17 protein-coding genes and 3 pseudogenes are annotated in these 17,820 nt (G+C 55.1%); 10 read left to right on the top strand and 10 right to left on the bottom strand.

What is annotated here, in order from left to right; genetic code table 11:
* Entirely contained in the window at window positions 1–468 is a 468-nt protein-coding gene (locus AC07V0_RS03380; protein WP_457327023.1) for a nuclear transport factor 2 family protein, read from the bottom strand.
* A gap of 54 nt (window positions 469–522) precedes the next feature.
* Window positions 523–918, bottom strand: coding sequence for a nuclear transport factor 2 family protein (locus tag AC07V0_RS03375; RefSeq protein ID WP_192343066.1), 396 nt, complete (start codon window positions 916–918; stop codon window positions 523–525).
* 304 nt (window positions 919–1,222) lie between these two features.
* Here AC07V0_RS03375 and AC07V0_RS03370 point away from each other — a divergent pair, with 304 nt between their 5' ends.
* Both AC07V0_RS03370 and AC07V0_RS03365 read left to right on the top strand, forming a co-directional pair.
* Window positions 1,223–1,708, top strand: a complete 486-nt coding sequence (locus tag AC07V0_RS03370; protein ID WP_457327024.1) for a winged helix-turn-helix transcriptional regulator — start codon at window positions 1,223–1,225, stop codon at window positions 1,706–1,708.
* Between the two features lie 56 nt (window positions 1,709–1,764).
* Window positions 1,765–1,863 (top strand): annotated as a pseudogene (locus AC07V0_RS03365) (Tn3 family transposase); the annotation flags it as partial.
* A gap of 380 nt (window positions 1,864–2,243) precedes the next feature.
* Here the strand turns inward: AC07V0_RS03365 and AC07V0_RS03360 are convergent.
* From AC07V0_RS03360 to AC07V0_RS03350, 3 genes and pseudogenes are all read right to left on the bottom strand, one after another.
* A pseudogene (locus AC07V0_RS03360) lies at window positions 2,244–2,679 on the bottom strand (single-stranded DNA-binding protein).
* Window positions 2,676–2,985 (bottom strand): annotated as a pseudogene (locus AC07V0_RS03355) (DUF3158 family protein); the annotation flags it as partial. The pseudogenes AC07V0_RS03360 and AC07V0_RS03355, both read right to left, overlap by 4 nt.
* A gap of 302 nt (window positions 2,986–3,287) precedes the next feature.
* On the bottom strand, window positions 3,288–3,662 hold the full coding sequence (locus tag AC07V0_RS03350; protein WP_495019382.1) for a LysR substrate-binding domain-containing protein: 375 nt from the start codon (window positions 3,660–3,662) through the stop codon (window positions 3,288–3,290).
* Between the two features lie 521 nt (window positions 3,663–4,183).
* Here AC07V0_RS03350 and AC07V0_RS03345 point away from each other — a divergent pair.
* The 7 genes from AC07V0_RS03345 to AC07V0_RS03315 all read left to right on the top strand — a co-directional run bounded on the left by AC07V0_RS03345 (window position 4,184) and on the right by AC07V0_RS03315 (window position 10,405).
* Window positions 4,184–5,128, top strand: coding sequence for a fatty acid desaturase (locus AC07V0_RS03345; RefSeq protein WP_086946306.1), 945 nt, complete (start codon window positions 4,184–4,186; stop codon window positions 5,126–5,128).
* A 30-nt stretch (window positions 5,129–5,158) separates the two neighbouring features.
* Window positions 5,159–6,190 carry an ABC transporter ATP-binding protein gene (locus tag AC07V0_RS03340; protein ID WP_086946307.1) on the top strand — a complete coding sequence of 344 codons (1,032 nt, stop codon included), beginning with the start codon at window positions 5,159–5,161 and terminating at the stop codon, window positions 6,188–6,190.
* Window positions 6,187–6,816: an ABC transporter permease gene (locus AC07V0_RS03335; protein ID WP_086946308.1), complete on the top strand. Its 630-nt coding sequence runs from the start codon at window positions 6,187–6,189 to the stop codon at window positions 6,814–6,816. Before AC07V0_RS03340 ends, AC07V0_RS03335 begins: the two co-directional genes overlap by 4 nt.
* The gene (locus AC07V0_RS03330) at window positions 6,816–7,499 is read left to right on the top strand and encodes an ABC transporter permease (protein WP_495019381.1); all 684 of its coding nucleotides are present in this window, start codon (window positions 6,816–6,818) and stop codon (window positions 7,497–7,499) included. Before AC07V0_RS03335 ends, AC07V0_RS03330 begins: the two co-directional genes overlap by 1 nt.
* A 115-nt stretch (window positions 7,500–7,614) precedes the next feature.
* Window positions 7,615–8,454, top strand: a complete 840-nt coding sequence (locus AC07V0_RS03325; protein WP_495019380.1) for an ABC transporter substrate-binding protein — start codon at window positions 7,615–7,617, stop codon at window positions 8,452–8,454.
* 36 nt (window positions 8,455–8,490) lie between these two features.
* On the top strand, window positions 8,491–9,819 hold the full coding sequence (locus tag AC07V0_RS03320; RefSeq protein ID WP_495019379.1) for an LLM class flavin-dependent oxidoreductase: 1,329 nt from the start codon (window positions 8,491–8,493) through the stop codon (window positions 9,817–9,819).
* Between the two features lie 331 nt (window positions 9,820–10,150).
* Window positions 10,151–10,405: a substrate-binding domain-containing protein gene (locus AC07V0_RS03315; RefSeq protein ID WP_086946312.1), complete on the top strand. Its 255-nt coding sequence runs from the start codon at window positions 10,151–10,153 to the stop codon at window positions 10,403–10,405.
* A gap of 624 nt (window positions 10,406–11,029) precedes the next feature.
* On the opposite strand, the gene AC07V0_RS03310 is transcribed toward AC07V0_RS03315, so the two are convergent.
* Window positions 11,030–11,821 carry an SDR family NAD(P)-dependent oxidoreductase gene (locus tag AC07V0_RS03310; protein WP_086946313.1) on the bottom strand — a complete coding sequence of 264 codons (792 nt, stop codon included), beginning with the start codon at window positions 11,819–11,821 and terminating at the stop codon, window positions 11,030–11,032.
* A 274-nt stretch (window positions 11,822–12,095) separates the two neighbouring features.
* Here AC07V0_RS03310 and AC07V0_RS03305 point away from each other — a divergent pair, with 274 nt between their 5' ends.
* Complete coding sequence (locus AC07V0_RS03305; protein WP_457327026.1) at window positions 12,096–12,905, top strand: sugar phosphate isomerase/epimerase family protein; 810 nt, start codon at window positions 12,096–12,098, stop codon at window positions 12,903–12,905.
* Between the two features lie 174 nt (window positions 12,906–13,079).
* Here AC07V0_RS03305 and AC07V0_RS03300 read toward each other — a convergent pair whose 3' ends face one another.
* The 4 genes from AC07V0_RS03300 to AC07V0_RS03285 form a co-directional block, all read right to left on the bottom strand.
* Complete coding sequence (locus tag AC07V0_RS03300) at window positions 13,080–13,886, bottom strand: IclR family transcriptional regulator (protein WP_086946315.1); 807 nt, start codon at window positions 13,884–13,886, stop codon at window positions 13,080–13,082.
* A 45-nt stretch (window positions 13,887–13,931) separates the two neighbouring features.
* Window positions 13,932–14,939, bottom strand: coding sequence for a Gfo/Idh/MocA family protein (locus tag AC07V0_RS03295; protein ID WP_086946316.1), 1,008 nt, complete (start codon window positions 14,937–14,939; stop codon window positions 13,932–13,934).
* Window positions 14,940–15,248: 309 nt separating this feature from the next.
* Window positions 15,249–16,073, bottom strand: a complete 825-nt coding sequence (locus tag AC07V0_RS03290; protein WP_086946317.1) for a shikimate dehydrogenase family protein — start codon at window positions 16,071–16,073, stop codon at window positions 15,249–15,251.
* Between the two features lie 151 nt (window positions 16,074–16,224).
* Window positions 16,225–17,667: an MFS transporter gene (locus tag AC07V0_RS03285; RefSeq protein WP_086946318.1), complete on the bottom strand. Its 1,443-nt coding sequence runs from the start codon at window positions 17,665–17,667 to the stop codon at window positions 16,225–16,227.
* Window positions 17,668–17,820 lie beyond the last annotated feature (153 nt).

Below are 17,820 nucleotides of genomic sequence, written 5' to 3'. Positions count from 1 at the left end.
CTAGCTTTCATATCCCGGAGGAACCGAGAAAATCTCCGCCTCCGGTGGCGGCAGGTCAGCAGCGCCGTTTGGGTGGAGTGCCTGTGCCGCGGCCACCGTGTTAAGAGACTCGCGAAGCAACTTGATTTTGCCGCCCTCGGCAACGAGGTATCCCGTGAACAAGTGATGGATGAGACGTCCGGTCGACGCCGCGCGCGTTTCCGCCAGATATTCGGCGTACACCTGATCCTTCGTGTCGATCAGCACCGTGGTATTTTCGGGTTTGAAGCTGAAGCCGGGATAAAGGTTGCCACCGACAAAATCATAGAGCTTCGCGATGGCTTCGCGCCCCTGATGGCGGGTCGGAATACCGAGCGAATGGAGGAATGGGAGTTCCAGCACGCCGTCCTCGGCGAACAGCTCAGCACATTTCTTGCCGTCGGGGACAACGGCAAGAAGGTCTAACAGCAATGTTTTTGCATCAGTCATGGTCATTTTCCTCAGGAAAAATTGGCGGCCGCCGCCAGGGGCGGCGCAGTAGGATCAGTTCGGAAAGCTGTCGCCAAACATTGGGAGCCCACTTTTCGAACCGTCGCGCGTGGCCTCGTCTTGGATAACATCCCAGTGTTCGGCGAGCTGGCCGTTTTCGATGCGGACTATGTCGACCACGATCCAGTTTGTCGGGGCGCCGAATCCTGAGAAGCGGCCATGAAGTACGACATAATCGCCCGAGGCCACGGCCAGCCCATTTTCGTAGCGAAACTCGGCGGGCGCTGCCTTGACGAGATCAAACAGGCCTTCGCGACCGGGCGCGATATAGGCACTGTGCTGGATATAGTCGGGCGACCAGAAGCGTTCGGCCGCGGCATAGTCGCGCTTGTTGAACAGCGTATCAAACGCTTCCAGCACGAAATTCCTGTTTCTCTCTTCGGTGCTCATTGGTTTGTCCTCTCTTCGTTATCTGTTGGGTTGAGGGAGGGTAGGCGGATTAAATTTCGCCATCTCCCACGGCTGTGTGGTGGGGTATGTTGGTCCGTACAACTGTAATGATCTTCGGCGAAACGCCAGCTCATCGTGCCATGTCGCTGTTACCGTCATTTCGGCCATACGCAGCACCGAATTGCCGCTGTTACCCGTGTTGAAAAACCCAGATGTTCGATTCTTTAGCGCTTGCAAAGTGCAAGTGGTTGAATAGTATTTGCGCCACTTGCATAATGCAAGTAGAAATTTAAGGGGAATAGCAGTGCAGCAAACAAGACGATCGGGCTGCCCGATCAACCTGACGCTTGAGCAGATCGGCGACCGCTGGAGCCTGATCGTTATCCGCGATGTTATGTTCGAGAACAGACGCAGTTATGGCGCCTTGCTGGAGCAAAACCAGGAAGGCATCGCCACGAACATCCTCGCAAGTCGGCTGAAGCACTTGACCGCGTCTGGCCTGCTGACACGATGTCCGGATCCGAAACATCAGCAGAAAGGAATTTACAGCCTCACGGAAGCGGCAATACAGCTTGTACCTCTGCTCGCACATATGGCTGCCTGGGGCGCTCGGCATACGCATCCGAGCAAGGAAGCGTCTTTGCGCGCGGAGGTGCTGGAAAAGGGCGGCCCTTCACTTTGGAGTGCCTTTATGGATGAGCTACGTTATCTGCATCTCGGTGCACCGCGTCCGGCGCGCTCAGTATTGGACAAGCTTCGGGCCGACGACGAGCAGGCAATTGCTACTTAGTACCAATCTGTGGCGTCATGACATCCACCATGTGGTGCAAAGCTAGCCACGCCTGAATAGCCTTAGCCCTGTGCGAGATAGGGCGCATCGAGCGCACGCTGTTCATTTTGGACTGGCTTCAAAGTGTGGAACTCCGCCGTCAAGCGAATGCAGGGCCTGCCCTTTTTTTCTGCGCTTGGCGGTGCGGCTCCTGCCCTTGTAGGCCTGTGCGTGCTGGGCACTTGCCTTAGGCAGGTGTGTGAGTGATGGCGTGAGGCGGTCTTGATGTTCCCTTTACCGTACCACGGCATTCTCGCCGTCAAGGGCTGCGCACGCCTTGCGTCCTGGCGGCCGTCACTACTCCCTTAACGCTTGCGCTGCTCCGCGATCCAGAGGTAGCGGGCAATTCCGCCCCGCTGTTCTTCAATCTGGGGACCTCTCTGCGATGTGTGCATGGCGACTGGAATCTGGTCTAACTCATTGCCTCATATGGGTTTTTTCGCTGCTGTCCGGTCGCACTAAAGGCTTGATAGCGAACACGTTTTTTCCTGAGTTGTCAGTCCGACGTTGGTTGCCCTCTGCGTTTCCTAGATTTCGACGCGGGTGAACTGGTTTGCTCTGGATCATATCCTGCGTGTGTCGCAGATGCCGCCAGCTCATTGGAGCGTTCCCGCATGGCCACGCCGTGCACCCGATGAGGCAGGATGCCGACGCGACGGGCCTCGATCTTGAAGGTCACCCGCGCGTTATTTTCGCTGTCCTCCCATTCATCGCGCACCGTACGACCTTCGACGAGCACGCGCATACCTTTCTGGTACAGCGTACTCCAGTGTTCAACATCGCGGTGCCAGAGCTCAACCGGCGCCCAATAGCCGCCTCGATCTTCACACATTCAGCCGCAGTAAACGCCGTGGCTCGTCATTGCCTGAGGCGAATTCTTGGAACTCTGGCGCACTGCCGATGTTGCCTTCGCCGACGAAAAAAGTACTCATCGTGATACCTCCACTGCGGTTGTGAACTGGCGCAGCAGCCGTTCGGCGCTGTCCATTTTGATCGCGCAGGTGGTGGCCTGGCGGTAGAGCGAATGCACCACACTCATCTGCAGGTTCAGTGCGATGCGATTGCATTCGAAACGGTGCAATCCCTCGCGTACGACCTGCGGCAGGGCTTTGTTGCAGACCTGGTGTTCCCAGACCGCAACCCCCCATGCGGGCGAAGTCACGGGTGCGCCAACGCAAAAAGGTGCTGCCAGCGCTGGTGTTCTGCAGCACTAATCGAATATCCAGTAGTGAGTAAGGGTAATTTCGGAGACGTTCGTGAGTGATGCCGGTGGCATCATTTCCAGGGATGGCGATGGCTGTATCGGTCGGATTGCGCAGATTCGGCCCTTTGCGATCCCACAGTAGAGCTCAGTAGATTTGATGCCACTGGCATCAAATCTACTGACGTCTCACCCATGAACCTTCTATATGCGCGTGACCGTCGGTTGACTTACAAGCTGCGAAGCTTTCTGGACTTTGCCAGTGCTGCGTTTGGCCGAAACCCATGATCGATGAATCAACGGGTGATTTTACCTTCGAGCCTTTGAGCCTGATATCGCTTACTCCATTTCGAGCAAGTGCTCCAGGAACAATCCCGCCGCGACCGACAACGCCGCTCGCGACCTCACGCACACGCTGAGTTCGCGGGAGGCCCATGGCTCATCCAGCCTGATCGCCTTCGCACCGTCCATTTTGTAAATCGCCGCACTCCCCTCGGGCATGATGCCAATGCCCAACCCGGCCTGAACCATCAGGCACAGCGCGTCGTAACTGGAGACTTCCATACGTATTTTCAGCGAGCGTCCGAGGTCGTTGGCCGCCTTGATCAACTGAAAATTCAGGTGAGTGCCGCTGCGCAAGGCGATGTATTCGTGTTCCAGAGTTTCGCTGAATTTGACCGATTGGCGGTCGGCCAGCGGATCGCCGTTGGGCACCGCCAGGTCGTCGAAGCTTCATACCAACCCGGCACCTCAGTGTCGAAGATCGCAAGCTTATTCCTTTATGGAATAAGCATAATAAAATATATTCCTTGATCACAGTGGTCACCATGCTACCTTGCTGTCACCGGACCGCCGGATATGTTCAATCCTATTCTTATGGTACGACTATGTCCGGCGCCCGAATCTTCCAAATCAGCCTTGAGGCTCTGTCTTATGACAGAGCTCATGTCGCGATTTCTCACGCCGGCAGTATCCGCATCAGTCCTTGTGCCTCCATTGCCGTTCCATTCGTTACCGGCAAACCTCTCCCTTGTCAGGCCAACAGCGAAGCCTGCAGTGCAATCAGCGAAGGCTTGGCATTTCTGCTCTACGCCATGTGAATCATCGCTGTTGGGTACTTCCATACCGTTAGTCCAGCCAATCATCTTAAGATAATGCCCGGTGTGTGGGGTTGCAGCTTGAAGTGTGAGTGATTGGACGCTTGTTCCGAGCAAGATCTATCATGACTAACAACAATGCCAAACTATTTGGATGAAGCTCATCGAGCTGAAATCGTTAAGCTGAGTACTACATTTACCAGTCAAACCGAATGGCCCACCTGGCTTTTGTTGGTTGGTTTTTATCTGGCCTGGGCCGTTATTGTTTTTTATGGGCAAGCATTTGGCGAAGTATTCACCATTGTTCTGTTTATTCCATTGGTCGTGCTCTGGCTGTCGATTCAGCATGAGCTTATCCACGGTCATCCAACGCGTTGGCCTGGCATAAATAAAGCCTTGGGATTTCTGCCATTTGCCGTGTGGTACCCCTACGACATTTATAGGGACACACATTTGGCGCATCACCGCGACGAGGTGTTGACGGTGCCGGGTCAAGATCCGGAAAGTCGTTATGTCACCGGTGCTTTTTGGTTGCGCTCGCCTCGGTATATCAGAACGTTGTTATGGGTAAACAAGACCTTGGGTGGTCGTTTGCTTATGGGCGCGCCGTTGGCGGTAATAGCTCTCGTGGGCAGTGAGATTGGAGGACTATTTCACACCGGGCGAATCGCTTGGCGGATGTGGGCTGCTCATATACTAAGTGTTGGCGTAGTGCTGGTCCTGGTTGAGCAATACAGCGCTATCAGTGCCATACAGTACATATTCTTAGTTTCGCTGCCGGCCTTGTCGATTGCCATGATCAGGTCGTTTTACGAACATCGTCCGTCAACGCTTCCGGAACACCGCACAGTTATCAATGAATCATCAGGGCTGTTGAGTTGGCTGTTTCTTAACCTCAATCTTCACTTGGTTCATCACGATCTTCCCGGTTTGCCCTGGTTTTACTTACCCCGGGTGTATAGAGCCAGGCGTGAACAATGGATCGCGCGAAACAATGGCTATGTCATTCATGGCTACTTCCAGTTATTGCAGAGACATCTGGTCAGTCCCGTGGATTGTCCTCGCCATCCTGCCGAGTACTAAGAATATGCAAGCTAATCTGGGCGTCGGAAAATGATACGTTTTGAAGCCATCAAGAAAACTCATAAAGGCAGCCCGCGAATGGCCGTGAGCGATTTGACGCTTCACGTCCGGGAGGGTGAGATTTGTGTATTTGTCGGGCCCAGTGGGTGTGGCAAAACCACCATTTTGCGCATGATCAACAGGCTGGATACCCAGGACAGTGGCCGCATCTGTGTCAACGGCGTGGCGACCGATGAGCTTGACGTCGTTACGCTGCGCCGCGGCATTGGTTTCATGATGCAGAGCGCAGCCTTATTTCCTCATAAGACGGTTGCAGAAAATATTGGCGCAGTACCGCGGCTCCTGGGCTGGAGCAAACATAAAATCCGCCAGCGCGTGAGCGAACTCATTTCCCTGGTTGGACTTCAGCCGGAATTTCTTGAGCGCTACCCTAATCAGCTGTCGGGCGGGCAGCAAAGTCGCGTCGCTCTGGCGAGGGCATTGGCCTCGGACCCACCGGTTGTATTGATGGACGAACCCTTTGCCGCGCTTGATCCGGTGATACGCGAGCGACTGCAGGATGAACTGGTTGCGCTTCAGAGACGCTTGCATAAAACCATTATTCTGGTGACCCACGATATGGAGGAGGCCATCAAGATTGGGGACCGGATTGCCATCTTCGAGGGCGAAGGAAAGCTTGTTCAGTTCGATACGCCTCACAATATCCTTGCCCATCCTGCCAGCGAGTTTGTGAAGAACTTTATCGGCAAAGATCCGCTGTTAAAAAGACTTTCGCTGATGAAGGTTTCTGATCTTCCAGCGGATGAAGTCGATTGCGAATTCAAACTTCTGCTGGATGATAAGTCCAACCCGTTGAAGTGGGTCAGTGAATCGGACGCGCCTATTCCCGAGCTGACAACGGTGTCGAGTAACGACTCGTTGCATCACGCACTGGTTAAAATTCTAACGGCGCCGATCGGTGTGATTGTTCGCGTGGACGAGGCGGGCGGTTACGAAGGTTGCCTCTCGATTGCCAGCCTTCACAGCGCACTCAATGAGCGCCGCTTCGGAAGTGCGCAATGATTGACTGGTCCTGGATCGTTGAAAACTGGCAGCAGATCGGCCAGCTGTTATTTGATCATATTCAGCTGGTGACCTTGGGCCTGTGTATTGGGATGCTATTAGCGGGCGCAATGGTGCTCTTGACGTTGTGGCAGCCAGGATTGGCGCGCCCCATGATTTATGTCAGCGGCATACTCTTTACCATTCCGTCCCTGGCGCTGTTTATTTTGATAATGCCTTTTACCGGCTTATCTAAGACGACGGCGGTGATTGGTTTGAGCCTGTATTCCTTGCTTATTGTGTTACAGAACACCTTGGCGGGGCTTGCGAGTAATCCCCCGGACGTATTGGAGGAAGCCCGTGCGCTAGGGTATACGCGCATGCAGAGATTCCTCGGGGTTGAACTTCCACTGGCGCTGCCTTCGTTATTGGCAGGCTTGCGAACGACCTCGGTTACCTTGGTGGGGCTGGTGACCGTTACTGCCTTGATTGGTCAAGGCGGATTAGGCCAGATGTTCATTACCGGGCTGGCTCAAAGTTTCACTACTCCTGTGGCGGTCAGCCTGGTCCTGACGGTGATGTTGGCGTTATGTTTTGATTTTCTGTTTTATTCAATAAATAAATGGCTGGTCCCTTGGGTGCGCTGATGAACATGATCGCAGGTGTCTACCTTTGGTTTTCTCTTCCTGACAATTGGTTGGGTGAAAACGGAATACTGACTCGGCTGGCAGAGCATATTTATTATGTGTCTTTGAGCCTGGCTATTGCTTGTGCAATAGCGTTGCCGCTCGGCGTACTTCTGGCTAACTACCGCAAAGGCGCGCAGGTGGCGATAGGGCTGTTCAATATTGGGCGAGCATTACCTTCTCTGGGTATTGTGATACTTGCAATCATGCTCATTGGCTATGAAACCAGCACGGTGATTATCGCGTTGGTGACCATGAGCATCCCGCCGATATTAACCAATACCTATGTTGGAATCGATCAGGTGGATTCATCTCTGAAGCAGGCTGCCAGATCGATGGGCATGCGCAGAGGGCAGATGTTTTTTCAGCTCGAGTTGCCGCTGGCTTTTCCGCTGATCTTTTCAGGGTTCCGATCAGCCCTGGTGCAACTTATCGCCACGGCCACCATCGCCGCGTATGCCGGCTTCGGCGGGCTGGGCAGGTTTCTTATTGATGGACTGGGCCGAAATGATACGCCGCAAATTATTGGCGGCGCACTGATGGTGTCGACACTTGCGATTGTCAGTGAGTGGGTTTGTTCAATGATAGAAACACTCATAGTTAGAAAATGGCGGGTGGGAAATGTCGAACTAAGTGCTACATGACCTGGGGCATTTGAAAGTGTGTATTTACTCTGCAGAGGTGCAAACCCAAATGAAAAACAAACAACGTTCGAAGGCTCGCTCAGCGCACTCGGTTTCATTGTTGCTGGGGCTAGGCTTGCTGGTTGGCAGCACGTTTGCCAGTGCTCAGTCCATCACCATAGGCGGGGCCAATTTTTCCGAGCAGACGATTCTCGCTAACATCTATGCGTCAGCCTTGAAAAATCAAGGGATAGATGTCAAGACCCGACTCAATCTGGGCAATCGCCAGATCATCGCCCAGGCGCTGGAAAACGGGGATATAGACGTCGTACCCGAATACATAGGATCGCTGTTGAGTTTCTATGACGACAAGACCGCCCTGACCACCCAAAAGGAGATCCTCAGCGCTTTGCAACAGAAGTTGCCGGCGGACCTCCAGCTGCTTGAGCCTTCGTCCGCGGGCTCTATTACCGCTTGGGCTGTTACCAAGAAAACCGCAGAAAAGTACAACTTGCACACCTTGTCCGACCTGGCGCCCATCTCGGGTGATTTCACGTTGGGCGGGCCTCCCGAAGTCGCCACTGCTGCCTTAGGCCTGCCCGGGTTGAAGGCGGTCTACGGCATTAACTTCAAGAGCATCAAATCGCTGGACATGGGCGGGCCCTTGTCGCGGCTGGCGTTGAACTCAGGCGCTATCGACGTCGCCACGGTGGTCTCCACGCAAGGCATCCTGGCTAAGGAGCCTTGGGTTGTCCTCGAGGACGACAAGCATCAACAGCCGCTGCAAAACATCACGCCACTGGGTCGCAAGGCGTTGCTAACCCCGGAAGTCACCCAGGTGCTCAACGCGGTCTCTGCAAAACTGACCGATGACGACCTCAAGCAACTCAATCGCCTTGTTGATATCGATCACAAGGATCCCGCAAAAGTCGCGGCGCAGTGGGTCGCCGAACATACCGTCAAGACGGCCCAGTGAAAATGAATGCGACGTTGGTAAGGTCGCGGAGGCGTTATGTCCAATAAAAGTATGATTTTGAATTTGTTCTTTTTTAACCCCCAAGGAGATCATCGTTTTTCCTGGCGCCACCCGCTGTCACCGACCCAGGAAATATTCACGCTCAAGTACTACGTAAAACTGGTGCAGGCGGCCGAGGCGGCGAAGTTCGATGCGGTTTTTGTAGCGGATCACGTCGCGGTCTGGGACTCCGTGGCCAGTGGGTTGAGGCACTATGCCAACGCACGCCTTGAACCTATTACGCTCTTGTCCGCACTGGCTGCCGTGACTGATCACATTGGTCTGATGGGCACCGCTTCAACTTCCTATAACGAGCCGTTCAACCTCGCGCGATATTTTGCTTCGTTGGACTATCTCAGCGCAGGGCGAGCCAGCTGGAATATCGTGACTTCCTGGCTGGAAGAAGAGGCTTCGAATTTCGGATTGTTAGGCGTGACGAAGCACGGCGATCGTTATCTGCGGGCCGAGGAATTCATCCACGTCGTCAAGCAGCTTTGGGACTCCTGGGAGGACGGTGCGCTTGAATTTGACAAGGGCACCGGCGACTTTGCCGATTCGTCGAAGATTCACTCGATCAATCACAAAGGCGCACATTTCAGCGTACGTGGGCCGCTTAATGTGCCGCGTCCACCTCAGGGACATCCGGTCCTTGCCCAGGCGGGGTCTTCTGAAGCGGGCAAGAACCTGGCCGCTGCGCATGCGGACGTGCACTTCTGTTTCATCAACTCGATCGAAGAGGGGCTGGCGTATAGGGCCGATTTGAATCGCCGACTCGAGTTGAAGGGCAGGCATTCCAGTGATCTGAAAATCATCACTGGTGTGCTTCCGGTGGTGCTCGAGGATGAGTCTGAGGAGGAGCGACGCCGGCAACTGGAGGACAGCCTCATCATCGATGCCGTGGCGATCGATCTGGTCTCCAGTTACACCCGTCTCGACTTGACAGGACTTTCGCCGGACAGCCCATTGCCAGCGTTGCCGGATGAGTCTGAGTTTGATGGCATTCGAACTGAGCTGGCCCTGCTCAAGAAGTACGACACCTCCTTGTCCATCCGCGAAATAGGGCGCCGGTTGGTCAAGAGTTCCAGTACCTGGCTACTGATCGGAACGGCGGAGCATATTGCCGATAAGCTTTCAGCGCTGTACGAGTCGAATGCCGTTGATGGCTATAACCTCATGTTTCCGTTTTTGCCAACGGACTTTGAAGCATTCACACGCGGCGTGGTGCCTTTGCTGCAAGCCAAAGGGGTTTTCCGCAAGGAATATGAACCTGGGACGCTGAGGGACCGGTTGGGCTTGAAAAAGCCTGTTAACAGCTTCTTGCTGTGATCTGGGGCCAAGCGCTAAACATCTCCCCTGACTGGATTCCATATGACCAGTGATTTATTCATGTACCTCGCTCCTGCCAGGGTTTACAGGCGTAGCACGTTTGGCTTGAGCGCATCCTGGATATTCTGCGCGAGCGCCGTGCGCAAAAACAGGTCGTTGTTTCCGCATCACAGTGGCTTTGCCCTGATCTGTTGTTATCCCAGACCTGCGGCTATCCATTCGTCACCTACTGCGGGGAAAGGTGAGGCTGATAGGGCGCCCGAGCTATGAGCTTGCCCATAGCTCGGGGGGTGACCATTGCAGTTTGCTGCTCTGTAGAGCTGATTCGGCCGTGACTGATCTGGCAGGTTTCCAGGGCTGCCATGGCCTGATCAACGCCCGGGATTCCAACTCGGGAATGAATTTATTGCGCCGCACGCTGGCCAGGATCAGCGACCGAGGTTTTTTCTCGAAACTCACCTTCACCGGATCCCACAGGGAGAACATGCGAAGGCTGAAAGAGGGCGAGGGTGATTTGGCTTCCATCGACAGCGTCACCTACGACTATCTTGCGAGAGATAACAGTGCCTCAGGTTCTGACATGTAACGACGCGATACGCGGAGTACCTCTTTGTGTCCTGAACGGATCAAATGGATCTCGTACTGGCTATCAATGCGTGCGTCCTCCCCACCACTGTAAGCGCGAGTAGCAAGGTTTGACTGTATAGATGAACGCAAACAGCGGCCATTTGCCTTGATTAATCGCGGGTATCGAAATCAGTGTCACCTCGCTTGAAACTGGGGCATCGATGGTGGCGTGGTTTTTTAGTAACCGAAATTTGCCCTGGAGCGCTTTGGAATTTACCGCAGTCAGATGAGAGGCGAGGATGTGTTTCAGCTATAAATTAATATTATTAAACGGTTTTTTAGATTTTGACTCTCAGACAATTCGAGTCTCCGAAACGCAGGGTATGAGCCCGGCGGAACGTCTGTAGAAGAGGGAGGCAAAGCTATTCGGCTGTTCTGGATGATTCGAAGTGCGGCGGCCAATGACCACATGTACTTCAGGTGTGAGCTCCGGCGATAACGCGTAAAACACACAATGTAGGTCGAAGCCGCACGTCACTCCAAGCCCGTACGGCCTCGCCTACACTCAAGGCAGTGTGTCTCACGCTGTGCCTTTGACACACCTTCCGACCTGAGTGCTGAACCCACGGTAAAGCAATCGTGCTTAGGATTTGGAGCCTGGTCGGCCCGGGATATGACTCAGTATCGATTTGGAGAAGCCACCATCGACACAGATATCCTGTCCCGTGACATATCCGGATAAAGGGCTAACGAGAAATTCGATCACGTTCGCGATATCCACGGGCTCGCCGATTCTCGCCAGCGGGATGATTGCTTCCCGTGCTTTCTTGATCTGGGGATCGGCGTACATTTTTTCGGACATCGGCGTGTGGGTCATGCCCGGAGACACCACGTTTACACGGACTCCGTCAGGTGCCCACTCCAGCGCGAGTGTCTGGGCGAGCATTGTCAATGCCGCTTTAGTGGGGCTGTACGCGCCTGAGCCGGCATGCGGAAGCTGGCCAGACATCGACGAGGTGAAGCACGCCGAGCCTCTGCTCTCGCGTAAATACGGGTAGCTGGCTTTGGCAAGCAACCAGGCGCCGCGAAGATTGACCGAGAACATATCGTCCCAGTCCTCGATGGACAAATCACAGATCGCGCCAGGGCTGGCGATGCCGGCATTCGCCACCAACGCGTCGAGCCCGCCGAACTCCGCCACTGCAGCCGCCACCAGCTGGCTCGGCACCTCAGGGTTGCCGAGATCTCCGGACAATGCGATGGCGATACCGCCCATGGCCTTGATGGATTGAACGACTTCTTCCTGCGTAGTAGTGAGTGTGTGTCCGCATACCGCAATTTTCGGCTGCGAGCCCCGGGCAAGGGCCGCCTCCGCGATCCTCAGGCATGTAGACGCACCGATACCGCTACTACCACCACTGACCAAAGCTCTCATTGGACACTCCTTTTTATAGTTAGACATTGAGGTAGAAGAGGTTTGTAAAATACAAAAATAGGATTCTATTTGCAATCAAATTGACAATGGAATTTGATTCCGATATCGTTTTTTTCGCGGTCGGATACCCTTGCCAGTGCAGTGGCTATCGCTACCCAGATCTATCCATCCATCGTCGCGTCTTCCCGCTAGCGATAGTGGTCCAGGTACAAAATCCACAATACGAATGGCCCTTTTCACTCCAGCGAATACTCAACTGAAAGGATGTTTCGATATGATCATCAGCACGTTCTCCTATCTATGGTCATCCACGGCAATTGATGCAATTGCGCAACTGGCCGAGCACGGGCATCGCGTGTTTGAGGTGCCCGTCAGCTCGCCACATTGCTGGCCGGTAGAAATCTCGACGGCGGAACGTTCTGCCGTAAGCCTGCGTCTTCATGAGTACGGCGCAAAGATCAGGTCTCTCAACGCTGGCGGCTATGACATCAATCTGGCCAGTCCCGCCGCAAATATGCGTCACAAGAGCATCGAGCACATCAAATCGGTGATTGACCTGGCTGCAGTTTGGGGTACCCAGGAAGTGGTGATATCCCCCGGTACCAGGCGCCCCATGATTTCCCCACCGCTTGAAAAGACCTACGACTGGATGTACGAGAGCCTGGCAGTCCTGATTCCGATGGCGAAACAGGCTGGCGTACGCTTGCTACTGGAAAATACTCCGTATTGCTTTACCCCCACCATGCCGGAACTGGCGCAGGTTGTAGGCACCCTCAATGACGATGTGGTCAAGGTCGTCTACGACATCGCTAATGCCGCTTACATCGGTGAAGACCCTGTCGCGAGTCTGCTGTCTTACCATGCCGCCATCGACTTTGTGCATGTGTCCGACACCGGTATGGATGTGTGGGGTCATGATCCGGTGGGCACCGGTGTCGTGGACTTCATCGGATTGGGCGAGGCCGTTCACGCGACCTGCGGTATTGAAAACTGCGTACTGGAAATCATCCGCGAAGAAAATGCTTTGTATGAGCTGAACAAGGGCGTGCAGGATCTGCGTGCCAAGGGCTGGAAAATTCCGTAATCGGCTACCGGTCGCTTGTCGCTACCGCCTGCGACCGGATAGTTCAAGGGGCCTTGAGGCCCGCAACGGGTCCAGGTGACAGCGTTTACACCAGCAATACACGCGCGCAATCATAGGGGTTTCGCAGGCTTCGGCCTGCTGGAGCCAGTCATGATCGCGACGGTGTGCGCGGTACTACCGCAGAGGTAGCGAATCATCACCACTGACTGAAGTCCAGAGCGACCAACATTCGCCTACCCTGATTGCCGAGCGCTTCAAATGTTCGATATGAGCACTCAGGGTTTCCTCCCGCATGCGCGCGATGGGACCGGCGACGCTCAGGGTGGCCACCGGGCCCAAGTTGTCTGGCCGCGAGGTATCGAATACAGCAACCGCCACGACACACACACCCACTTCACCTTCTTCTCGAACAACCGCGTGCCCCTCTTTGCGGATCTGAGCGATGTCGTCAAAGATGTCGCGAATAGAAACGCGCGCATTGGGCCCCGCGTAGTCTCGGCTGTTCTCGATGTCCCAGGCGGCGAGAATTCGCATGGCGCGTTCATCGCGCATAGTGGAAAGCCATACTTTGCCCGCCGCGGTTGTGTGGGGAATGATTTTTTCATCCAGGGCTCGGCGGTACTGAAGCCCTCTGGTGTTTTGCGTGGCTTGCAGCACCCAGGTCAGATGATCCTCTGCAACTGCCGCCAACCGGACGTGCTCGCCGGTTTCGCTGGCCAGCTCGTTGAGCAAGGGTTGCATGATCCTGGCGAAGCCCGTTTCAGAGATGAAGTTCACGCCCATGCTAGGGATTTTCAGCGTCAGGCGGTAGTGATCTTGTTCGTCCTGGTAAACGTAGCCTCTTTCTCGCAGCGCGCTCAATATGCGGTGGGCCGTGGCCATGGCAACTTGGGTCTGCTCGCCGATTTCAGACAGGGAGAGACCGTCCGGGTGGGACAGCAGCAGTTCCAAGGTGTTGAAGTAGCGGCCAATGTGTGACAATTTTTAAGTCCTCTTTTTTGCCGGCAATGGCCAGCCAACGTCGTGTCAGGGGTGCTGGAGCGTGATGGGAATGCCACCGAGGCGGTCTGACTCATAGGCCGCCTCGATGATGCGCATGACGTGGTGCATGGTTGCAAGTCCGGCACCGGTATACGCTGTCTCACGGCCAGGGGCGAGGACATCGGTTACGAAGTTGTCGTAATACACGTCAGAGTTCAGGCTCATGGTCAGGTCACTTGCCTCTCCAACCGCGTCGATCAGCCGCAAGCCATCCGGGGTCGAGCGCACGTAGAACTGATCGGTTGACAATGAAAACGAGTACTCCCGTTGCTCGGGCGTGTTGGCCGGGTAATTGTAGCCAGTTTCGATGGTGCAGATGCAGCCGCTCTCGGTCACCAAGGTCATCATTGAGGCGATCTCTACGGCGGTCAGCTGCGGGGCGCGATGCATTACGGCGGACACGCTGCATATGCGCTCTCCGGACATTTGCTGCACCAGATCGACGAAATGAGGGGCAAGGTTGATCGTGCATCCGCCACCCGAGCGTTTCGGGTCAAGCATCCAGGAGCAGCTGTTCGTCAAGTAGCGTCCGGGCGGGCCGGCGTTGAATCGAAACGACTGGGTTCTCCATTTGGCGCCACTCTGCAATGCCGCATGCTTGACGCGGTTCAGTAATTCACTGTGCCTCCAAACCAACGGCACCGCCACGAACACGCCGGCGGTTTCGGCGCGTCGGTGCAGGTCCAGTACTTCATGCTGGGTAAGCCCGCAGGGCTTCTCCATCGCGAACGGAATGTTGCGCTCGACCAATGCCTTGCCCATGGCATACAACTCGTCGTGCGGGCCAAAGGCGAAGGCGAAATCAGCCCCTTCGTTATCGAGCAGGGTTTTCCAGTGATCGTAGCGTCGCGCTCCGAAGCGCTGGGCGAGGGCGGGACCACGCGACCCGGTAGCGTCGGATACCGCCGTGACGGCCACATCAGACAGACGCTCAAGGGCATCAAGGTAGAGCGGGGTGTGCCAGTGGCTTACTTCCAGAAGAACGACTTTCAAACATTCATTCCTTATAAACAAGTATGTTTGACGAACTTGCCGGTGCCCTCGGGGTACGGATCAAGCCCGAACATAACTGCGCGCGAGCCACGTTTCCGAGGGTGCGTAGTAGGCTAGCATGACCTGATTACGAACGGAAGTTAGTTTCGTTTTGCTGAGGGGCGGCGTGTGGCGTCTGAGGTGAGGAGCAGTTTCAACAGGCGCACGAAAATGTGCACATGCCGGGGCAGTGCACATCGTTAGCCGTTTCGGTTCGGGGTTATGAAGAGGTGGTGCAGTGTGATAGCCGGGGTAGGTTGTACGGGCCCCTTACAATCCTGTCGAGTAGCGACGCTCGATATCTTCGAAACCTAGAAAGCTCAATGCCAGCAGGGCTTGGCCTACGTGCATAGGCTGACCATCGAGGGTTTGGCAGCCGCGCGATTGCGCCTCAAGCAGCAAGGCAGTCGGCTCGGACCTGGTGATGATATCGACCACCACCGTCGCTGGGTCCAGCCGCGTTGCGTCTATAGGCATTGGATCATCAGGGTTCATGCCGAGTGGGGTGGCATTGATAACGATGTCATGACCTGCTGGGTCAGCTGGGCCTACATACACAGCGCACGGCCCTTCTTTGGCTACGCGCTGCGCAAGGTCCGAGGCGCGGTGTGGATCCAGGTCTGAAATGACCAATGATCGTGCGCCAGCAGCGGCAATGGCAAACGCGATTGCCCGTCCCGAGCCGCCAGCTCCTATAAGCAGAACAGATTTCCCCACCAGGGAAACTCCCTGGCGCTGCATGCCAAGTACGCAACCAAGTCCGTCGAACACGGCGCCCACCCAGCGCCCGTCATTGTCACAACGAACGACGTTGATTGCGCCGATCTGGCGGGCAGTAGGGTGGAGCACATCCACGATGTCCAGCATGCTCTGCTTGTGCGGCATGGTGACCAGAAGTCCAGCGAGGTTGCGCACGGCTCGCACGCCTCTGACAAACTCAGTCAGGCCCCCCGCGCCGATCTCCAATGGAATGCAGACGGCATCAGCCTGTGCTTCGGCAAACAGCTTATTCAACAGCATTGGAGACTTGGCGCTCTTGAGTGGATCACCTATCAATCCATATATACGCGTGGTGCCTGTGATGCGTGGATGCATGTCAACCTACTTGTAGTTGGGTATTGCACGTCAGTTGCCGGTATGCAGATATCGGAATCCACCCCTGACAGGGCGTGCGTATTCACTGCCGTGCTGTTCGAAGCGCTGCGCAGAAAACTGAGCAGCACGGCGGTGGTGAAGGGGGCGGTCGTCAGGAGCGCATCACTGGCGCTGATTTTTTAAACGCTGGATTGGAGGCATTGGCGTTTGACTTGGGATTGGATTTTTCCCGCACCAGTTCGTATTCCTCCTCTGACATCGGGACAGCATTGGGGTCACCGAGGTCTTTCAGACGAATCCGGAAGGTTTCCCGGGTAGTAATAGCGGCGATAGCGGAGATTACACAGATGCCAAAAGTCAGTGCCCCAATTTTTAGAGGGATATTATCGCTACCGGGAGGCGCAACAGATACGAAAAGGGCCGGCAGAAACGCTGTGCATGCCACACCTATGTTCTGTCCAATGGCCATGCCGGTAACACGCACTCGTGTACGGAACAGTTCCGGGAACAAACTCGGGAACACACCATTAAAGCCTTGGTAAGCCACACCCCACATGAGCAGCGATAGAATCAGCGAAAGCCACATATTGTGAATGCTGATCGCATAGAGGTAGCCAAATGACAATATGCCGCCGCACAGAACGCCAACAATCACCGGAGGCTTGCGGCCAATTTTATCGGAGAGTTTACCAACGAAGGGGATAAGTATGACTGCGCATATATTGCCTAACACCGGTATCCACATGAATAAGCCGGAAGGAAATCCAATGCCGTAGGCGGGCTGCACTGCATAGGTCGCACCGAATACAGAGGCGACGATTGCAAGTACCGCAGAGAGCGCCATGCAGATGACTCGTAGCAGATCTCCCCAACTCTGCGTGAGAACTTCGACCACAGGTAGCTTGCGGGTTTCGGTCTGTGTCTGCGCCTCAGTGAAGACCGGAGCCTCATGAACCTGACGCCGGATGATCCACCCTATGACGAGCACCACTGCGCTGAGCAGGAATGGAATCCGCCAACCCCAAGAAGCAAACTGATCGGCTGGCATGAACTGGGCAAGAGGCAGGAAAACCGCAGCGGCTAGAAGTTGCCCGGCTTGGACGCCTTGAAGGGTAAAACTTGCGAAGTAACCGCGACGTCCATCAGGCGCATGTTCCAGGGTCATGGAGCTTGCGCAAGACACTTCACCCGCGACCGCAAAGCCTTGAATCAGACGCAACAGTATCAATAGGGCAGGAGCCCAGATACCAATCTGTGCATACGTAGGAAGCAGACCGATGCACATCGTCGACGCGCCCATCATGAACATGCAGAAGACGAGCACCGTCTTGCGTCCATGCCGGTCGCCCATGTGCCCTAAGACCACAGCGCCTAGCGGCCGGGCGATATAACCAACGCCGAAGCTAGCCAGCGAAATTATAATCCCAACTGTTGGGTTGTCTGACGGAAAGAACAGCTGTGGGAAAAGTAGTGCTGCCGCGGTGGCATAGATAAAAAAGTCGTAGTACTCCAGCGCTGAGCCTATCCAGCCGCTCGCAGCGGCCTTTCTTGACTGACGCTTGGAATGTGGATCGCCCTGGATGCTTTGGCTCATGACATGTCTCCGGATTCTTAATTGTTGTTATTGTAACGTCGTTCCATCAGTAATTCTGTTACCAGATTCGCTGCCTTGTCAAGGGAGTTTCCTTGGTCGATCAAGGCATGGCGCTGGCTATCTGCGAGGTGCGTCGCCACTTGGAGCGAGCAC

The organism is Pseudomonas sp. GW821-FHT01E10 (assembly GCF_059422365.1).
This window is presented reverse-complemented; position numbering and strand designations above follow the sequence as displayed.

Excerpts from the sequence above, each read along its gene's own strand:
- AC07V0_RS03380 (WP_457327023.1), bottom strand. The coding sequence starts at position 468 with ATGACTGATGCAAAAACATTGCTGTTAGACCTTCTTGCCGTTGTCCCC.
- AC07V0_RS03375 (WP_192343066.1), bottom strand. The coding sequence starts at position 918 with ATGAGCACCGAAGAGAGAAACAGGAATTTCGTGCTGGAAGCGTTTGAT.
- AC07V0_RS03345 (WP_086946306.1), top strand. The coding sequence starts at position 4,184 with ATGCCAAACTATTTGGATGAAGCTCATCGAGCTGAAATCGTTAAGCTG.
- AC07V0_RS03340 (WP_086946307.1), top strand. The coding sequence starts at position 5,159 with ATGATACGTTTTGAAGCCATCAAGAAAACTCATAAAGGCAGCCCGCGA.
- AC07V0_RS03335 (WP_086946308.1), top strand. The coding sequence starts at position 6,187 with ATGATTGACTGGTCCTGGATCGTTGAAAACTGGCAGCAGATCGGCCAG.
- AC07V0_RS03330 (WP_495019381.1), top strand. The coding sequence starts at position 6,816 with ATGAACATGATCGCAGGTGTCTACCTTTGGTTTTCTCTTCCTGACAAT.
- AC07V0_RS03320 (WP_495019379.1), top strand. The coding sequence starts at position 8,491 with ATGTCCAATAAAAGTATGATTTTGAATTTGTTCTTTTTTAACCCCCAA.
- AC07V0_RS03310 (WP_086946313.1), bottom strand. The coding sequence starts at position 11,821 with ATGAGAGCTTTGGTCAGTGGTGGTAGTAGCGGTATCGGTGCGTCTACA.
- AC07V0_RS03305 (WP_457327026.1), top strand. The coding sequence starts at position 12,096 with ATGATCATCAGCACGTTCTCCTATCTATGGTCATCCACGGCAATTGAT.
- AC07V0_RS03290 (WP_086946317.1), bottom strand. The coding sequence starts at position 16,073 with ATGCATCCACGCATCACAGGCACCACGCGTATATATGGATTGATAGGT.
- AC07V0_RS03285 (WP_086946318.1), bottom strand. The coding sequence starts at position 17,667 with ATGAGCCAAAGCATCCAGGGCGATCCACATTCCAAGCGTCAGTCAAGA.